This window comes from Neobacillus sp. Soil_C_43 (assembly GCF_057656715.1).
In genome coordinates, this window is record NZ_JBDGJV010000004.1 from 172822 (window position 1) to 190854 (window position 18033).

Here is an 18033-nt window from a genome sequence, read left to right on the forward strand (position 1 = left end):
ATGGCAGATCAACAATTAAATTCAGGAAACCCAAGAGTTGACATTGAATATCGTCGTCGGAAAAGTACTGAAGAGATGAGATATCAAGTTGTATCTTTTACCCTAATGATTTTCTTAACTCTAATCGCATTTGCTGCAGTAGCTGTCAAAGGATTTACTGCATGGTTTACAGTACCATTTATTATCCTTTTAGCTGTTGTTCAAGTAATTTTCCAACTATACTATTTCATGCATATGAGCCATAAAGGACATGAAGCTCCATCTCTCTTCTTATACTCTGGAGCGTTGGTAGGAGCAATAACAATTCTAACTTTTACAACCATTATTTGGTGGTAAGAATTGGGCTATAAAAAAAGGAAAATCGGCTTTATGCCGATTTTCTTTTTTGAAAAAATGGAAAGTTTTCATGGTTTGCTTAACTTATTTGCCACGGGTATAATATAGTCAATAATTCTTTCAATTAACATTGAGGTGATTTCGGTGCTTACATTAGATATATTTGGATTTAAAGCACTTTGGAGCCCGTACTTTTTATTAATATTAATCGCATTAACCGTAGGTTATTTAGTCATTACAACAAAGTATAGAATGTTATTTCCAGGGAATGAGCCATTGTCCAAAAAACAAGGGTCATTATTCTTAATATCGATGATTCTTCTCTACGCTATAAAAGGGTCACCCTTGGATTTATTAGCACACCTAATGTTTTATGTCCATATGATGCAGATGGCCGTGTTAGTTCTGGTTGTACCCCCTTTATTTATTTTGAGTATTCCAAACTGGGTATGGCAAAAGCTATTGAGCGTTAAAAAAATTGATTCTTTGTTTAGATTCTTAACGAAACCACTAATTGCTTTAGTCGTATTTAACGGCTTGTTTTCTTTCTACCATGTTCCAATCATATTTGATCATGTCATGCAGAATTTCTGGCTTCATGCAGGCTATTCTATTCTTTTATTTCTTGTTTCTATTTTCATGTGGTGGCCTTTACTAAATCAGATGCCGGAACACCAAACTCTAAGTGGGTTGAAGAAGGTTGGCTATATTTTTGCTGACGGTATCTTGTTAACTCCAGCATGTGCACTTATTATTTTTGCTGATAATTCACTCTATGCAACTTATTCTGATCCTCATGTATGGGGACAGGTCATGAGTTTATGTGTAGGGGCATCTAATTTTGCTAGCTTAAATTTAAGTGGTCCTGCACTTTTTAGTTCCATGTCAGTAATCGAAGATCAACGACTTGGCGGAGTATTAATGAAGATTATCCAAGAAATCATCTATGGTGTGATACTAGGTCATGTTTTCTTTGAATGGTACCGTAAAGATCAGGAAGAATCCGAACGAGAGATGAACCAAACATTAAATCCATCTCCGATTAAATAGTCCCCCAACAAATTGGGGGATTTTTTTCGAGAATTTTTTATTTTATTCGGAAATTGATTGAAATAAAAGGGTTGTTACACTACTATTATTGTAGAATAAACAAAAGAGAGGACTTTTAAATGAATTCCTTACCGATTTTACCTACGATTAGTACTTCATTTATTGTTTTAAGTGCCATAACGGTTGCAATTGGCTGGTGGCAAATTAAACAAAGAAAAATAGAAGCCCATAAAAAAACAATGTTTTTCGCCGCTGTTTTTGCACTAATCTTTTTTATTATTTATGCTTCAAGAACTATTTTTATAGGGAATACTTCTTTTGGCGGACCAGATGACATTAAAATTTATTACACCGTGTTTTTAGTATTTCATATTACATTAGCAACCATCGGGGCAGTCTTTGGAATTGTTTCTTTAACAACAGGTTATAAAAATAACCTTGCCCTCCACCGAAAGCTTGGGCCTGTTACTAGCATTATTTGGTTCTTTACTGGAATAACAGGCGTTGCGGTTTATCTTTTACTATATGTTTTTTATCATGGTGGAGAAACTACTTCAATGATTAAAGCTATTCTAGGGTTTTAATAAAAAAAGTGCCAATAGGCACTTTTTTATGTTTCTTTATCAGAATGTTCCCATTTTTCCTCGGTAACACTTTATAATAAAGGTAGGTTTTTAGTGTAAAGGGGGAAATCAATTGGATATTAAGATTCTAACGGACGATGATTTTCTAGAATCATTAAAACTCTCAGAGTATGCTTTTCAATATAAGATAGCTGATGAACGAATTTCCGCAAGAAGAGATATGTTAAAGAAACATAAAATCCTAGGAATAAAAGAAAAAGAGAATCTTGCAGCTAAATTACATATTATTCCCCTTGGGGTCTATATGAATGGGGCTGAGTGGAAAATGGGTGGAGTAGCTGGTGTGGCTACCTATCCTGAATACAGGAGAAGTGGGTATGTACGCTCATTAATGATAGAGGCATTGAAACAAATGCACGCTGACGGTCAGATTGTTTCCTTCCTTCATCCTTTTGATTTTTCCTTTTATCGGAAGTTTGGATGGGAGATATTAAGTGAGTATAAAAAAGTAACTCTTGATAAAAAGGATCTAGCTTTACTGCCAATACAGCCAGGAAAAATCATCCGATATTCTAAGGAAGCTTTTCCAGAGGATATCAATCATATCTATCAATTGTACTGTAACCAATTTAATGGAATGCTAGTTCGTTCTTTTGACTGGTGGAAGGATCATGTACTTAATGACGATTCTCAAATTGCTGTCTATTATAATCCAGATAATGAAGCGAAGGGTTATATCCTTTATCATGTAAAGGACAGAAAAATGGATGTGGAGGAAATGGTGTGCCTTGACCAAGAAGCAAGGGTAGGTCTTTGGAATTTTATTTGTCAGCATGATTCTATGGTGGAGAAAGTGTATCTGACCCTGCCGATCCATGACCCATTTCCATACTTTATTCAACAGCCGAAGGTAAGTATGGAATTACAGCCGTATTTCATGGCACGGATTGTTGATGTAGAAGAATGTTTAAGAAAGTTTGGGTTCCATTCAGGAACTGAGCCTGTTTTTCTCCATTTAGAAGATACCTTTGCACCATGGAATAATGGAAGCTACTTAACTGGACATAAACAAATAAAAGTATTTAAAGAAAAGAATGGGAGCCAGTGTGTACAGCCGCCAAGGAGGGGAATCCAGTTATCAATTAATGACCTGTCTGCCATCATTTTTGGTTATAAACGGCCATTAGAGTTATATCAGATGGGGTATTTAAAGGGGAATGAAGAGGAAGTCCAAAAGCTAGAGAAAATGGTTCCACATATCAAATCATCATTCTATGACTTTTTCTAATATAAAGGCTCTGTTAATCTTTCCTGTTGATTTCCGCTCCAGGCACTTCGCTTTCCGTGGGTGTTTCGGCGAGCCTCCTCGGCGCTTGCGCCTGCGGGGTCTCGCCTGAACCATACTCCCACAGGAGTCTTCGTGCCTTCCACTCCAATCAACAGGGTGCAAAAACCAACACTGTTCTTTAACACAGCCAATATAAAAAAGGAAGGACCGTGGTCCTTCCTTTTTTATTAGAAATTACAATGCGAATTTACTTATTTCTGTGTTGATGTTCTCAAGAATTTTCTTGCATTGATTTACAAGGGAGGATGGGAAATTTTCTCCTTCACCATACTCAACACCATGTGGATAATAATGCTTTCCTAGTAAAGGTGTCATCAATTGGATTGTTGCTTTAAAAGTATCAACATCACCTTCAACTGAATAACCTTGTACACGAAGGTAAAACACACCTTCTTTTAATTCAAATTTGCGGTCGTATGTAACACGTTCGTAATCCCATTGACCTGCACGAACTAAACCGTAATCAGTCATGACCTCATCTAAACGGTTTAAATCTGCTTTTAACTTCTCAATTCCCGTATTCTCAAATTTCATTATGAATCCCTCCTAATGACGCTTGCCTTACCCCTATGTTTCCTCATTGGTTATAGCAAATATAATTCATTATAATAATAGTTGAAAATGTTTCAACTTGCAATGAATTCATTCATCGAATAAAACATTCATGATTGGAAAATATAAAATATGGTCCTGAGTATATTTGAAAATCTTGGAGGGTAAAATTAATGGAAAAAATTCTTGATATTATGACAGACAATGTAGAGTGTTGTACCTTACTAGATAATATGTACGAAGTAGCTCTTAAAATGAAAGAACTTAATGTAGGGGCAATTCCTATTGTTGATCAAGAAAAGATAGTAGGAATGATTACTGACCGTGATATTGTTATTAGAGGTGTCGCTGAAAAACATCCAGGGTCAACTAAGGTAGAAGATATCATGAGTAGTGAGCTGATAACCATCTCTCCTGAAGCCACAAGCCAAGAGGCTGCAAAGTTAATGGCTCAGCATAAAATTCGCCGTTTACCTGTTGTAGAAGGCGATAAGTTAATTGGTATTGTTTCACTTGGTGATTTTGCTGTTCGTGAATTATCAGATGATCAAGCAAAGGAAGCTTTAACAGAGATTTCTGAGCATGGGATACAACATTAAAATTATTATATGGGCAATAGGATTTTTATTAAAACAGGTACCAATTGTACCTGTTTTTTCTTCTTTTATCAGACATTTTCGATAATATCTATTACTTATCGGGGTATAGATGATATAATTATCTTATCTATACATATAATGATAGAAAAAGGAATAGAGAGGGTGACAACCTCTGCGAACGCTTGTTAGAATTCTGATACTCTCAGTTGTTTTTTTATCCATAGGTTTTTATGTTAGTATAAATGAAAAAACCGGAAATAATGTTTTAATAAAGGAAGATCACACGCAAGAAAGTAAGATATCGTTACCACAAAGTCCAAATTTAAAGTCAAGTAACAAACCATCGTCTGAAAAGCCGAAAGAGGGTTTAGCTCTAATGATTGGGCAAGATGTTTCTATTTTAGAAAAAGAATTTGGGACACCAGTGCGCAAGGATGAATCATTATATGGCTATCAATGGTATATATATAATCAAGATTACAAGCGATATCTACAGGTAGGTGTTGCAAATAATAAAGTGGTAACCATCTTTGCAATTGGTGAAAACTTAGATGTTGCTCCTTTTGAAATTGGACAGCCAGTGGAAGAAATTTTTAATACTCAATACATTGATACAAATATTAATTTGGATTGGGAGGGTACTACCTACCGTTTTGAGCTCAATGATACCGATCTAAATCTTCGACCAATGGTTCAGTTGGGGGACATTTATGTCCAGCTTTATATAGACAAATTTACAGGCAATCTTTCAAGTGTTCGGTTCCTAGATGCTGAAACACTAATTAAACAGCGTCCATATGAATTAGTTTATCAAGGAGAGTTAGTTGAAGAACCTGCACTTTCAGATGAAACATGGAGGAGTATTGAAATTGGAACGGAGCAGGAGATCTTTGATATTACCAATGTTTTGCGACAAAGACACAAACTGAAACCTTTAAGCTGGGACGAACTAACAGCAGAAGTTGCATATGGACATAGTAAGGATATGTCCGAAAACAATGATTTTTCCCATACGTCCAAGAAATTTGGGGACCTTACCGAGCGATTACAAACAGCTAAAGTAGCATATCAAGAAGCTGGCGAAAATATTGCTGCAAATTACACAGATGGACCTGCAGTAGTGGAAGGATGGCTTAATAGTAAAGGACATCGGGATTCTTTATTAAATAAAGATTTTTCACATATTGGAATTGGTGTATTCCAAAAATACTATACACAGAACTTTATTAAGAAAGTTGAATAGGCTTAACAATGAAAAAAGGTGACTTATTGGTCACCTTTTTGTTTATTATCCATTTCATAATGGCTAAATAGAAAGGTTGAACCCTCCCACTTACCGAACATACGAATGTGTTCCCCAACAACAAAAGAATTTAACTTAATATTTTTAGTTATTGGAGTGATTTTTTTAGCGGTAATTAATTTGGTTGCTGTCTGGAGTTTTAGTGTTTGTACATATATGTATCGATGATAATAAAAGCGTTGTTTTTCCTCATTTATGCTCTTTATTTCACCAGCTAATATGGATTCCTTGGGTATATTACTAACTGAAAGCCAATTATTATCTTGTTCTTTCATCTCTTTTTTTGTAAGCCAATAAAAGTAAAGACAAATGATTGGTATTACAATGGCGGTGACCATTCTTAATCAGCCTCCTCCATAATTATTTACTTATAATAAAAAACGTTCCTGTTGCATGGGCGATTTTTTTGCCGTCACTTCGATATGCTTCCCCAGATATAACCATGGTTTTGCTCCCTTGATGGATAATTTCTGCTTTGCATCGTAGCAGGTCTCCTATTCCAGGGGCTGTGTAGTGGATATTAAGCTGATTTGTGACGGCGCCGAATCCTTCAGGGAGATAATAATTGGCCAAGCTTCCCATGGCAGTGTCAAGTACTGTTGCTGTAATACCGCCATGCAATATATTTAGATTATTATTAAGGACAGAATTTACGGGAATCGTAATTTCACAGGTATTTTGATCAAAAGTTCTTTCCATATGGAGAATTCCATCAATAAATGTGCTTTTGTTTTGAATAATTTTTTTTTGAACACCTTCAAGTAGGTGTTGTAATGCATCTAGGTCCGTTTCAGTCCCATTTTTAATACAAGAATCTAATAATTGTCGCAATGCATCTTCCATAATAATTACCTCTTTCATTTCTTTTTCATAGGCTTTGTAAAAATTGCCTGTTGATTTCCGCTCCAGGCTCGAGCGGTTCGTGGGCGTTTCGGCGAGCCTCCTCGGCGCTTGCGCCTGCGGGGTCTCCCCTGAACCGTACTCCCACAGGAGTCTTCGAGCCTTCCGCTCCAATCAACAGGGTATAAAAATCAACACTGTTCTTTAACACAGCCTTTTCTTAAGTCATCTTACCACTAAGATATATATTTATAAATAATTTCATTTCCATTTGCATTTCACATTTTTACTTTTCTTACATATTGTATTATTGGCAATATATATGGGCAGAGGTGAGAGAAATGTCGCAAAAAAAATTACATCCCTCCGTACTGCAATTCAAAGAATTTGTTAAAAACAATCCAAATATTATTAAGGAAGTTCGGAATGGAAAGGCCACGTGGCAAGAACTGTATGAAGATTGGTACTTATTGGGTGAAGATGATAAACGTTGGGAAACCATCGGTGTAGAAACACGTTCGGAATCTGAAGCAGAGAGCAGCAGTGCTAAGGGAGATTGGATGTCAAATATTATGGGAATGGTCAAGAAAATGGACCCAAACCAAATGCAAAATCATATTAATAATCTAAGTCAGGCACTAGGTGCCGTTCAAGGTGTTATTGCACAGTTTCAAGGAGGGAATCCGAATGCAGCAGCAGGTCCTGTCAAGACTCCAGAGGGGCCAAAACATCCTTTTTCATTTCGAAAAGACTAATAGAAGGGAATTAGATTATGCGAAGAGAGGTACTTGATTATTTAGAAAATCAAAAGGATTTAAAGCAGTTTGTACGCGAGCAGCCCTATTGGTACCGAAAACTATCCAGAAATCCTTATGACTTACAATCACTTGAAATTGCGTCGTTACATCATTATAAGAAAACAATCCCACACCAAGTAGAAAAGTTTTCAAATAGCGTGCAAATGGCATCGATGATGTATTCTATGTTTCAGGCAATGAAAAACCAAAATTAATCAGGGACCACATGGGAAAAATGTGGCCTTTTTTTATTGCAATTTTTAGAAATAGACTAAAAATCAAAAAGGAGGCGAACAATACTAAAAAGGAGTGATTGGTTTGAAAAGGTTTATACCATCTATTGTTCTTCTACTTCTATTACAAGGAATGCTAACAATTTTTCATTCAAGTGCACAAGAAATACCTACATTAATGGTACAGCACGAAACGAAGGGGAAAGATGTATTGGTTGAATGTATTGTCACTGGGATCAGCTTTAGAGAATCGAACCAGTCAAGTCAAAAAATTGGAAAAATGGTTATCTGGGTTGATGGCAAACGAAATAGAGAGGTAACGACTGCTGCATTTATAATTAAAGGACTACCTCAAGGGACGCATAAAGTAAGGCTTGAGGTTGTTAAGTTAAATAATGAGCCTTATGGATTGGTAAAAGAATTTATGGTAAATGTCCATAAATAAAATGAAGTTTTCGCATTCTCTCATTTTTCATGGTAAAATGTCCTTGGAGGTGGGCGCATGCTTGCTACGTTAGAAAGAATGGAATTATTAGAAAATGCGGAAGCGTTAGCTAGGATGGTACTTGATTCCGAGGTAGTGGAACAATATCAGATTTGTTTATATAAATTGAGAAGTAATAAGGAGACACAACGGAAAATTAACCGTTTTGTAAGCCTGAAGGAGTTATACGAAGAAGTCCAACGTTTTGGGAAGTATCACCCTGATTATAAACGGGTTATGACTCAAATCCGAGAAGTAAAGAGGGAAATGGATTTGGACCCGTTAGTAGCTGAGTTTAAATTAGCAGAAAACGATTTGCAAAGTCTATTGGATGAAATCAGCTTGTTAGTAGGTGGCTCGGTTTCTAAACATATAAAAGTTCCTTCAGGGAATCCATTTTTTGAATCTAATCACGGCGCCGGCTGTGGCGGCGGAGGAAGCTGTGGGTGTAGTTAATGAGTGTAAACCAGCATATTTCAGCTGGTTTTTTGTTTTTCTATATGCTAGACTTATCTAAAATGATGGTTTTGCTGAAGGGGAAAAAAGTATGTTTGTTCAAAGACAAGGATTAGTAGTTTGGCTATACTCTTTAAAACAAGCTAAGATGCTACGTCGCTTTGGAAATGTTCATTATGTCTCAAAAAAACTAAAATATGTTGTCTTGTATTGTAATCAAGAAGACATGGAAGGCATCATGGAAAAGTTAAATTCTTTTTCATTCGTAAAAAAAGTAGAGCCATCTTATAAACCATTCCTAAGAATGGAGTATGAGAATTCTGCACCGGACAAAGCAAAGGAATATGATTATAAAATGGGAATATAAAAAGAGGTTGACTCAAGTGTCAACCTCTTTTCTTACTGTAAAGGAGCTAAGTAGTGATTCAATCTAAGAATTCCGATTAGGTGTTGATAGAATAATTCCTTTTCATTAAAGATGGTAGATGGTTTAACAGATAGTTGGATAACTTGTTTACCAAGTTCCTCAGCAGTTTCAGAAAAAAGTGAGTATCTCTTATTAGGTGAAATATTTGGGTTTGGTATTCCTTCACGGCAAATGTATAAAGGTTGAAACTTGCCTGGATCAGTTGGTTTTAACACAACAACTAAGGATGTCAACTCCTTGTTATCTATCGTAGTATGAAGAGCCATCATATGGTGAAGCCGATGTTGATTGGCTTTAGCAAGCTCAATTAGTTCATAAATATCTGAATATCCTTCTCCGAGTTCAATAAAACGTTGTATCAATGAAAACTCTCCTTTAATCGCTAAATTCATTAATACTTTACCATTTTCTATAAACAAAAAAAACCCCGCAGAATAATCTGCGGGGTCCTTCCACATCCTCTAAAGGATAGAAGGCAAAGGGAGAGGAGAAACCGGAGGAAGAACTTATGGGGAAACGTAAGTCTTCTCCGCGGTTGGCAACAACATCCTCGAATTGATGTTGTTAATAACATTATTTCCACAACCTTTAAGCTTATACGTCTATTTTAAAAAATTTCCATATGAAACAAAAATTAGCTAGTGAACCTGTTACAATCTAAAGATATGTGACAACAGATTGTCTACTTTTTGTGAATTATGATAGGATGGATAAAGAAAAATTATTTCCGAAAAATGTGGTGATATGGTAGTGAGAGTCGTTTCGGGCACATGTAAAGGTAGACCTTTAAAAGCTGTTCCAGGAAATACAACAAGGCCTACAACCGATAAAGTAAAAGAAGCGTTATTTAATATGATTGGCCCTTATTTTGACGGTGGAATAGGTTTGGATTTATTTGCTGGAAGTGGTGGACTAGGCTTGGAAGCACTTAGTAGAGGCTTGGAGAGGGTTATTTTCATTGATCGAGAGTCGAAAGCAATCCAAGTCATAAATGAAAATATTAGGGCCTGTAAGTTTGAAGAGCAGACAGAGGTTTACCGTAATGATGCAGAGAGAGCGTTAAAAGCCCTAATCAAAAGGGAGATTACCTTTGATTACATATTTTTAGATCCTCCCTATAAAAAGCAGCAACTCGTAAGTTTAATGGAAAAAATGGATCAGCAGAATGTTGTAAAGACAAATGGAATTATAGTTTGTGAACACAGCTTTGACGTAGATTTACCACAGTCAGTGAGACAGCTTACGCAAATTAAACATGAAAAATATGGGATGATTGCTGTGACGATTTATTCTCGGACCAGCGAGGAATAAGGGGGAGTCATATTGGCTAGTATAGCCGTTTGTCCAGGGAGTTTTGATCCGATTACATACGGTCATTTAGACATTATCCGTAGAGGAGCCAAGGTCTTTGATAAGGTATATGTGGTAGTTTTAAACAATTCAGCAAAAAATCCACTTTTTACTGTTGAAGAGCGAATGAGTTTAATCAAAGAGGTAACTAAGGATATGCCTAACGTAATGGTCGATGAATTTGCTGGTTTACTTGTGGACTATGCAAAGAGTGTGAAGGCTAATGCGATTCTTAGGGGATTACGGGCAGTCTCTGACTTCGAGTATGAGATGCAGATAACCTCAATGAATAGGGTGTTAGATGAAGATATTGAAACCTTTTTCATAATGACCAACAACCAATACTCTTTTTTAAGTTCCAGTATTGTGAAAGAGGTTGCTAAGTACAATGGGAAAATTACAGAACTTGTCCCTCCTATTGTTGAAAAAGAATTACAAAAAAAGTTTATTGACAAACAAATGGAAAGCTAGGCAATGGCCTAGCTTTTTTGATTTTTTAATCTGGCAAACAATAGTAAGACATAAACCATAAGTGAAAGAATCGTTATGAGGGGGCCAATCTCAATCAATTTATGGTAAAAGTGATCAGCCCACGATCCTTGCCCGAAAAAACTAACAGGTAATGCATTAGAAGGCTGTTCATTACTATTAAAGCGCATATATATGGGTTTCCATAATATAAGTGCAAACAAGCTGGCAAATATTCCTTGAAGGATTCTCGCAATAAAAAATGGCTGAAACCTAATATCTGTCTGAGCTAAAATACTAGCTACTTGAGCTTGAACACTAAATCCGCTAAAACCTAAGATGAAACTGGTCATCATAGCTTTTTGGAGAAGGGTGGCATCCTGTACCTGACTAGTTAATTGACTTCCTAAAGTAATTTCAAATAAACCAGAAATAAAAGGGATACTTAGCATTTCTGGAAAGGAGATGGAAGACAGTATTACCTCAACAGCTTTCGCCAGTGTTGCTGTAATATGTAAATGATAGAGCAGTTTATTAATAACGGAAAACAAGATGATAAAACCGCCAACCATTAATAAGGTTTGGATGGAGGAGTTAACAGCATCACCTAAAAGTTTTCCAATTGGGCGATTATCCTTCAATCTAGTCTGATGCAGTGCAGATAAGGCAGACCTGACCTTGAACTTTTTTCTTTTCTCACTAGCGACCTCTGGTGATTCCTTTCCATAAAAGCGCATAAGGAGCCCAACACAAATATTGCCTAAATAGTGTGAAAGAGCAAGGATGACACCTAAGTGAGGATTATAGAAAAATCCAACCGAGACCGCTCCAAAGATAAATAGTGGATTTGAGGAATTGGTAAAGGAAACAAGCCTTTCTGCTTCAATCTGAGTTAAGTGTCCTTCTTGGCGTAGTCTTGCGGTGAATTTTGCACCCGCTGGGAATCCAGAAGCCATTCCCATGGCCCAAACAAATCCTCCGACTCCTGGAACCTTAAAAAGCGGCCTCATAAGTGGCTCTAATAGCACCCCAATAAATTTTACTACTCCAAAGCCTATTAACATTTCAGAAACAATAAAAAAAGGCAGCAGGGAAGGAAAAACAATTTCCCACCACATATTCAGGCCTCGAATCGAAGCATCAAATGACTCCTGTGGATAAGAAATCAGAGATACTGCTAAAATGGTGACAGATAAAGAAAGAAAAAGTGTTTTTATCTTTGACCGAAACAATGGAGGGACCTCCTTCCAAGGGGATTGGTAACATTGTGCAAATTTATGTTATCAATGCTAAAATAGAGATTATTCCTAATAATCATATGAACACTTGTCCTCATATAACACAAATATACTCATAGAACGTCAATTTAGACCATAAGATTGAACGAGATTTATCTTTTACAATGGAAGGAAATGTTCATCTATATATGGGAGGTAGCTAAAGATGGAGCACCCTAAAATAGGGTTGGCACTTGGTTCTGGTGGTGCACGTGGGTTTGCTCATTTAGGTGTCATAAAGGCATTTAAGGATGCTGGAATTCCCATTCATTTAATCGCTGGGAGCAGCATGGGGGCCCTTGTTGGTAGTTTTTATGGGGCAGGTATTGACATGGAACGGCTATATAAACTATCCACTGCCTTTAAGAGAAAATATTTCTTGGATTTTACGGTACCAAAGATGGGCTTTATCTCCGGGAAAAAGGTGAAGGAATTTATAAAGGTTTTTACCCATGGAAAAAACATAGAAGATTTAAACCTCCCAATCGGGATTGTAGCAACTGACTTATTAACAGGAGAGAAAATCGTTTTTCAGAAGGGGCCTGTTGCTGATGCGGTGAGAGCTAGTATTTCTATTCCCGGTATTTTTGTGCCGGAAAAAAATAATGGAAGAATCCTTGTAGACGGAGGTGTCAGTGATCGCGTTCCTGTATCTGTCGCTAGGGAAATGGGAGCGGATATCGTCATTGCTGTAGATGTATCAAGAGTAAAACGTAATGCGGAAATTTCCTCTATTTATGACGTTATTATGCAGAGTATTGATATCATGCAATCAGAAATAGTCAAAAACAGGGAGATTACTGCCGATGTCATGATTCGCCCTCCTGTAGAAAACTATAGCTCCCGGGCATTTACCAATATTGAGGAGATTATCAATATTGGTGAAGAAGAAGCAAAGAAGTATATCAAGCAAATCGAAACTGTCATTGAACAGTGGAAGGGGTAACAATGAGCAATGCGTAAAAAAATATATATAAGTTCTGTACTTTTCATTACACTGCTTTTAATTGGGGGGATGTATTTTTCCTTACCCTATTATGTATCAAAACCGGGAATGGCGAAAGAACTGGGACCGATCATAACGGTAGACGGTGGGTATAAGGATGAAGGGAATTTTATGCTAACAACCGTCAGAATGGGTAGAGCAAATATCTATTCTTACTTAGAAGCAAAACTTCTAAAATATGAAGAGCTATATCCACTAGAAATGATTTTATATAAAAAAGAGACAGAAGAAGAATATAATGCTAGACAGCTTCACTTAATGGCAGGTTCAAAACTTAATGCAATAGAGGTTGCCTATCGGAAAGCTGATTTACCTGTTCATTATAAATATAAAGGGATCTATGTTGTTCAAGTGATTCCTGGAATGCCGGCTGCAGGAAAGATCAATGCAGGGGATCGAATATTTAAAGTAGATGGACATCAATTTTCTTCCTCGGAAAAATTTATTGAGTATGTAGGTACTAAAAAAGCAGGAGACAAGGTCACTTTAACTTTTTCTAGAAATAAAATAACGAAGACAGAAACATTAAACGTTGAGCGTTTCAAGGAGGATCCTAATAAGGTTGGTATTGGAATATCTTTAGTAGACGATAAGGAAATTCTTGTTGATCCAAAGGTAAAGGTGAGAACAGATGAAATTGGCGGACCTTCGGCAGGGCTTATGTTTACATTAGAAATCTATAATCAACTGACTAAAGAAGATCTAACAAGAGGCTACCAAATAGCAGGTACAGGTACAATCAGTGAAGATGGAGTCGTAGGGCCAATTGGAGGAATTGAACAAAAAATTGTAGCTGCGGATAAAGCGGGTGCAGAAATTTTCTTAGCACCTAATGAAAACGGAGCAAAAAATTCTAACTATCGAGCAGCTGTAAAAACTGCACGAGATATCAAGACAAAAATGAAAATTATTCCTATCGATACCTTCGACGATGCAGTTAGTTACTTAGAAAAATTAAAGCAAAAATAAAAAGATGGTGCAGCTGCATCATCTTTTATTTTATATACTGTTTTCGCAAAATTTGTTCTTATTCATATTATATTTTTCTATTGAAGTCTCACATCGGCGGACATGTTTCTCTTGAATTCTTCAACCTTGTCAGAAGTTACCTCATGTTCTGACAGAGTGGACCTACAATTCATTAACCTTGTCAGAAGTTAGCTCATGTTTGGACAGAGTGGACCAAAAATTCATCAACCCTGTCAGAAGTTAGCCCATGTTTGGACAGAGTGGACCTACAATTCATTAACCTTGTCAGAAGTTGCCTCATGTTCTGACAGAGTGGACCAAAAATTCATCAACCCTGTCAGAAGTTAGCCCATGTTTGGACAGAGTTGACGTAAAATTTATCAACCCTGTCAGAAGTTGCCCTAGGTTTGGACAGAGTTGACGTAAAATTCATCAACCCTGTCAGAAGTTAGCCCATGTTTGGACAGAGTTGACGTAAAATTCATCAACCCTGTCAGAAGTTAGCTCATGTTCTGACAGAGTGGACCAAAAATTCATCAACCCTGTCAGAAGTTGCCTCATGTTCTGACAGAGTGGACCAAAAATTCATCAACCCTGTCAGAAGTTAGCCCATGTTTGGACAGAGTTGACGTAAAATTTATCAACCCTGTCAGAAGTTGCCCTAGGTTTGGACAGTTGCACCAAAGTTTACGAAAAGAGCTATCTTATATAAATAGGTGGTTGATTAAATTCTTGTCTGAACATTTCATTCTTTAAATGATTTGGGACTCCTAGAGCATAAACACGAGCGGCTTTCACATCAAGATTGATCTCGCTCTCCTTAAAGCTAGAAAGCTTTGATACAAGAGGCAGGCTCAAATCCTTTTTCTTTTTATTTAAGTATTCTCTTCCGTTAGTAGTCATCCCTAAAAGTCTTAAATAGGAAGCCTTCTCTAGGTTTCTGTTCATTTCTATTTTTTTTGCATTAGTTAAAATATGAATGCAAAGCCTTTGAAGCCTTGTCCAAGTATATCTCTTTGTTTTTATCTTCTGCATAAAATGCTGAAAGCTCTCTGATTCGATAGCTGCAGCCTGTAACCTATTTTCAAGGCCTTCTTCCATTTCATATATTTCCCTAAGCTCTTCACTATTGCTATGAATTAGTCGGTATTGTAAATAACTCCAATAATTTTCCCATTGATGAAACAGTTGGAAATGATGGAAATATTCCTCTAATAACTGCTTTGTTGCCATAGGTACATATTGGTCAATACCATGGTTATCGTCCTTTGGAGAAAAAATAGCTTTTCTAATACTAGTTGCACTAGCAATAGTTTCTGATGTGAAATGTTCATCATGATAATTGGCATTTTTCCGTGTCACAGTCATTGGCCTAATAGAACTCTTTTGTCGTTTTATTGCCTTTATGTATTCCAGACCTAAAATGTTGTTGGGTTTACCTAGGTCCAAGTAGTTTTTTGAAGCTTGTAACTGGTTAAAAGCTAATGCTGATGCTTTAGGATAACTTACACCTGTATCCATAAAGTATTTTATGCCCACATCTAGTTTTTTTTCTTCTTCTTTAATGTAATCAAGCGTTTGAAGAAAGGAATTGATGTCCCCACTCTCACTTCCAAAGCATAAGGTCTCACAACCAGATGCATCTAAAATAGATACCGCACCGTTAGCGAATGTTTCAGCCTTCTGTGTGGCAAAATGGTAGGGCAGCTCAAAAACGATGTCAACACCATTTAGCAAGGCCATTTTCGTCCGATACCATTTGGATACCAGTGCAGGTTCCCCTCGCTGCAAAAAATTCCCACTCATAACCGCAATGACAACATCTGCCTTAGCGGCTTCCTTTGAAGCATTTAAATGAAAAGCATGTCCATTATGAAATGGATTGTATTCAACAATTAAACCAACAGCTTTCATTTTTTATCTCCTTCCTTAAAACTAAAAATGAAAAAGGTATGAGAATCCGTTGTAAAACAGACAGTTAACCGATTATATTAATTATTATCATTATAGCAAAATTGTAAGGAAACCAATCAGAATATATGATAAGATGATAAAGATGTTTGCAAAATGGACAACTGGATAAACTAGGACTGAGAGCTTATTTAGATGATTTGTATTCTTTAACAATCGCCTGACGGGGTGTAAAGAAAAAACATTGACAAAAAAATTTATGAAGGCTATAATTACTTTTGTTGCCTTGGGGTGATTCAATTGAAATGGACATTAAGTCAATTACAAAAATATCGAAACAAGGATTTTCCGATTGATGAAACTATTCGGGTTGATGAGATTAAAGAAACTGATCCTTCTATCCGAGAGGTATCTCCTATGCATATAACAGGTCGTGGGGATATAGATTCAACGAAAGTGACTTTTCATATAAAAATAGAAGGTCATTTAATACTTCCTTGTTCTCGTACTTTAGTGGATGTAAAACTTCCAATTAATGTCGAAACAACTGAAACTTTCCTCTTACAAGGTTCAGTTTATGAAACTGAAGAGGATGTAAATCAAGTAAAAGGTGACGTGATTGATGTAATGCCAATCATTCGCGAAATACTATTACTTGAGGTTCCAATGCAAGTCTTTTGTGAAGATGTCAATAGTGAAGGAGCAGCTCCACAGTCTGGTAAGGATTGGGAGGTTGTTCATGAAGAGGAGCAATCTAAGAAGATTGACCCTAGATTGGCAGGACTTGCAAAGTTTTTTAACGAAAACAATTCTTCTTCCGAATCATAATCGGCAAAAACTAAGAAGCAAAGTGAAGAACCAGCATTCCTGGCCTTCATTACTTTCTTAATACTCTTTAAGGAGGTGGGAAGAATGGCTGTACCTTTTAGAAGGACTTCTAAAACTGCAAAAAGAAAACGTCGTACTCATTTTAAATTAAACGTACCTGGTATGGTAAGCTGCCCAAACTGTGGTGAAATGAAACTTTCACACCGCGTATGTAAAGCTTGCGGAACATACAAAGGAAAAGACGTTGTCAACGACTAATTTCCATTTGGATAGAAAGCACAAGGGTGATAAATCCCTTGTGCTTTTGTCGTTTAAGAAGATTTCTACATAATTAATTGAAATTGTTTGTACTAGAATGTTGATAGAGACTTTTGACTGGCAGAAGGGAAGTGGTAGGTTTGTCATATTTAATTGAAAAAAAAGAGAAAGGTTATTTATTATTTACCATTACAAGAGCTGAAAAGAGAAACGCAATCAATTACGAAGTAATGCAAGGATTAATGGAGGTAATGAAAAGAGCAGCAGAACCGGATGTTTTGGCATTAATCATTACTGGTATAGGAGATCGTGCTTTTTGTTCAGGTGGAGATTTGTCGGTTTTTCACCTTCTTCATTCAAAAGAAGAGGCTTATCCTATGCTTTCTAAAATGTCAAACATTCTCTACTCCTTATTGACCTTGCCTATTCCCACTATATCACTTATAAATGGGACGGCTATTGGGGGAGGCTGTGAGCTTGCAACAGCCTGCGATTTCCGTTTGGCTAGAAAAGGAATAAAAGCAGGATTTGTTCAAGGGAAACAAGCAATAACCACTGGCTGGGGAGGCGGTTCGATTTTAGGAGAAAAGCTCACTCTGTCAAATGCAATGAAGCTTCTAATGGAAGCGGAGATGAAAACAGCAGAAGAGTTAAAAGAGGCTGGGTTTATTGATGCTCTCTTTGAAAATGACGCATTGGAAGCTTGTGAGGCGTTCCTAGAAAACATACTAAAGAAAGAGTTAAGTGTGCTGCAATCCTATAAGAAGATGTGGATTAGGAAGTGGGAGGAAGCGAAGCTGCGAGAACGGATAGAAGAAGAGGTAAGGACTTGTGCCTTATTATGGGAAAGCGATGCCCACCATAACTATGTAAATAATTTTATTAATAAAAAAACCATGAATAAAGATTAAAAGACAACTTCTGATTAAGTCTATCTTTTCTAGTAGATGCATATGT

At 36.7% G+C, this 18033-nt stretch carries 24 protein-coding genes; 18 read left to right on the forward strand and 6 right to left on the reverse strand.

What is annotated here, in order from left to right; all coding sequences use genetic code 11:
• From ctaF to AC3A54_RS08420, 4 genes are all read left to right on the forward strand, one after another.
• Positions 1 to 336 (forward strand): cytochrome c oxidase subunit IVB, encoded by a 336-nt coding sequence (ctaF, locus tag AC3A54_RS08405; protein WP_308080297.1) that lies wholly within the window; start codon positions 1 to 3, stop codon positions 334 to 336.
• Positions 337 to 480: 144 nt separating this feature from the next.
• Complete coding sequence (gene ctaG, locus AC3A54_RS08410) at positions 481 to 1386, forward strand: cytochrome c oxidase assembly factor CtaG (protein WP_487654123.1); 906 nt, start codon at positions 481 to 483, stop codon at positions 1384 to 1386.
• 119 nt (positions 1387 to 1505) lie between these two features.
• Positions 1506 to 1970, forward strand: coding sequence for a DUF420 domain-containing protein (locus tag AC3A54_RS08415; protein ID WP_308080295.1), 465 nt, complete (start codon positions 1506 to 1508; stop codon positions 1968 to 1970).
• Positions 1971 to 2082: 112 nt separating this feature from the next.
• The gene (locus AC3A54_RS08420; RefSeq protein WP_487654124.1) at positions 2083 to 3258 is read left to right on the forward strand and encodes a GNAT family N-acetyltransferase; all 1176 of its coding nucleotides are present in this window, start codon (positions 2083 to 2085) and stop codon (positions 3256 to 3258) included.
• A gap of 234 nt (positions 3259 to 3492) precedes the next feature.
• On the opposite strand, the gene AC3A54_RS08425 is transcribed toward AC3A54_RS08420, so the two are convergent.
• On the reverse strand, positions 3493 to 3852 hold the full coding sequence (locus AC3A54_RS08425) for a YugN family protein (RefSeq protein WP_308080293.1): 360 nt from the start codon (positions 3850 to 3852) through the stop codon (positions 3493 to 3495).
• Positions 3853 to 4043: 191 nt separating this feature from the next.
• Between AC3A54_RS08425 and AC3A54_RS08430 the strand changes: the two genes are divergently transcribed.
• Together AC3A54_RS08430 and AC3A54_RS08435 are read left to right on the forward strand one after the other, a co-directional pair.
• Positions 4044 to 4469: a CBS domain-containing protein gene (locus AC3A54_RS08430; RefSeq protein ID WP_487654125.1), complete on the forward strand. Its 426-nt coding sequence runs from the start codon at positions 4044 to 4046 to the stop codon at positions 4467 to 4469.
• Between the two features lie 376 nt (positions 4470 to 4845).
• Entirely contained in the window at positions 4846 to 5712 is an 867-nt protein-coding gene (locus AC3A54_RS08435; protein ID WP_487654126.1) for a CAP domain-containing protein, read from the forward strand.
• 23 nt (positions 5713 to 5735) lie between these two features.
• On the opposite strand, the gene AC3A54_RS08440 is transcribed toward AC3A54_RS08435, so the two are convergent.
• Both AC3A54_RS08440 and AC3A54_RS08445 read right to left on the reverse strand, forming a co-directional pair.
• A complete protein-coding gene (locus AC3A54_RS08440; protein ID WP_487654127.1) occupies positions 5736 to 6110 on the reverse strand; it encodes a hypothetical protein in 375 nt (124 codons plus the stop codon).
• A gap of 22 nt (positions 6111 to 6132) precedes the next feature.
• Complete coding sequence (locus tag AC3A54_RS08445) at positions 6133 to 6615, reverse strand: PaaI family thioesterase (RefSeq protein WP_487654128.1); 483 nt, start codon at positions 6613 to 6615, stop codon at positions 6133 to 6135.
• 338 nt (positions 6616 to 6953) lie between these two features.
• Between AC3A54_RS08445 and AC3A54_RS08450 the strand changes: the two genes are divergently transcribed.
• The 5 genes from AC3A54_RS08450 (at position 6954) to AC3A54_RS08470 (ending at position 8949) form a co-directional block, all read left to right on the forward strand.
• A complete protein-coding gene (locus tag AC3A54_RS08450) occupies positions 6954 to 7367 on the forward strand; it encodes a YlbD family protein (protein ID WP_308080288.1) in 414 nt (137 codons plus the stop codon).
• Between the two features lie 17 nt (positions 7368 to 7384).
• On the forward strand, positions 7385 to 7624 hold the full coding sequence (locus tag AC3A54_RS08455; protein WP_308080287.1) for a YlbE-like family protein: 240 nt from the start codon (positions 7385 to 7387) through the stop codon (positions 7622 to 7624).
• Between the two features lie 103 nt (positions 7625 to 7727).
• Positions 7728 to 8087, forward strand: coding sequence for a hypothetical protein (locus AC3A54_RS08460; RefSeq protein WP_487654129.1), 360 nt, complete (start codon positions 7728 to 7730; stop codon positions 8085 to 8087).
• Between the two features lie 57 nt (positions 8088 to 8144).
• On the forward strand, positions 8145 to 8582 hold the full coding sequence (locus AC3A54_RS08465; RefSeq protein WP_487654130.1) for a YlbF/YmcA family competence regulator: 438 nt from the start codon (positions 8145 to 8147) through the stop codon (positions 8580 to 8582).
• Positions 8583 to 8673: 91 nt separating this feature from the next.
• Complete coding sequence (locus AC3A54_RS08470; protein ID WP_308080284.1) at positions 8674 to 8949, forward strand: YlbG family protein; 276 nt, start codon at positions 8674 to 8676, stop codon at positions 8947 to 8949.
• A gap of 32 nt (positions 8950 to 8981) precedes the next feature.
• On the opposite strand, the gene AC3A54_RS08475 is transcribed toward AC3A54_RS08470, so the two are convergent.
• Positions 8982 to 9371: a DUF7147 family protein gene (locus tag AC3A54_RS08475; RefSeq protein WP_308080283.1), complete on the reverse strand. Its 390-nt coding sequence runs from the start codon at positions 9369 to 9371 to the stop codon at positions 8982 to 8984.
• A gap of 388 nt (positions 9372 to 9759) precedes the next feature.
• Here AC3A54_RS08475 and rsmD point away from each other — a divergent pair, with 388 nt between their 5' ends.
• Complete coding sequence (rsmD, locus tag AC3A54_RS08480) at positions 9760 to 10320, forward strand: 16S rRNA (guanine(966)-N(2))-methyltransferase RsmD (protein ID WP_487654131.1); 561 nt, start codon at positions 9760 to 9762, stop codon at positions 10318 to 10320.
• A gap of 12 nt (positions 10321 to 10332) precedes the next feature.
• Entirely contained in the window at positions 10333 to 10830 is a 498-nt protein-coding gene (gene coaD, locus AC3A54_RS08485) for a pantetheine-phosphate adenylyltransferase (protein ID WP_308080281.1), read from the forward strand.
• An 8-nt stretch (positions 10831 to 10838) separates the two neighbouring features.
• Here coaD and ylbJ read toward each other — a convergent pair whose 3' ends face one another.
• Positions 10839 to 12059, reverse strand: a complete 1221-nt coding sequence (gene ylbJ / locus AC3A54_RS08490; protein WP_487654132.1) for a sporulation integral membrane protein YlbJ — start codon at positions 12057 to 12059, stop codon at positions 10839 to 10841.
• Positions 12060 to 12270: 211 nt separating this feature from the next.
• Between ylbJ and AC3A54_RS08495 the strand changes: the two genes are divergently transcribed.
• Together AC3A54_RS08495 and AC3A54_RS08500 are read left to right on the forward strand one after the other, a co-directional pair.
• Complete coding sequence (locus AC3A54_RS08495) at positions 12271 to 13050, forward strand: patatin-like phospholipase family protein (RefSeq protein ID WP_308080279.1); 780 nt, start codon at positions 12271 to 12273, stop codon at positions 13048 to 13050.
• 9 nt (positions 13051 to 13059) lie between these two features.
• Complete coding sequence (locus AC3A54_RS08500) at positions 13060 to 14079, forward strand: SepM family pheromone-processing serine protease (RefSeq protein ID WP_335548719.1); 1020 nt, start codon at positions 13060 to 13062, stop codon at positions 14077 to 14079.
• A gap of 699 nt (positions 14080 to 14778) precedes the next feature.
• Here AC3A54_RS08500 and AC3A54_RS08505 read toward each other — a convergent pair.
• Positions 14779 to 15993, reverse strand: coding sequence for a nucleotidyltransferase (locus AC3A54_RS08505; RefSeq protein ID WP_487654133.1), 1215 nt, complete (start codon positions 15991 to 15993; stop codon positions 14779 to 14781).
• Between the two features lie 297 nt (positions 15994 to 16290).
• Here AC3A54_RS08505 and AC3A54_RS08510 point away from each other — a divergent pair, with 297 nt between their 5' ends.
• From AC3A54_RS08510 to AC3A54_RS08520, 3 genes are all read left to right on the forward strand, one after another.
• Positions 16291 to 16818, forward strand: a complete 528-nt coding sequence (locus AC3A54_RS08510; RefSeq protein WP_487654134.1) for a YceD family protein — start codon at positions 16291 to 16293, stop codon at positions 16816 to 16818.
• An 84-nt stretch (positions 16819 to 16902) separates the two neighbouring features.
• Positions 16903 to 17076: a 50S ribosomal protein L32 gene (rpmF, locus tag AC3A54_RS08515; protein ID WP_026566356.1), complete on the forward strand. Its 174-nt coding sequence runs from the start codon at positions 16903 to 16905 to the stop codon at positions 17074 to 17076.
• A 140-nt stretch (positions 17077 to 17216) separates the two neighbouring features.
• Complete coding sequence (locus tag AC3A54_RS08520) at positions 17217 to 17987, forward strand: enoyl-CoA hydratase/isomerase family protein (RefSeq protein ID WP_487654135.1); 771 nt, start codon at positions 17217 to 17219, stop codon at positions 17985 to 17987.
• The last annotated feature ends 46 nt before the right edge of the window (positions 17988 to 18033 follow it).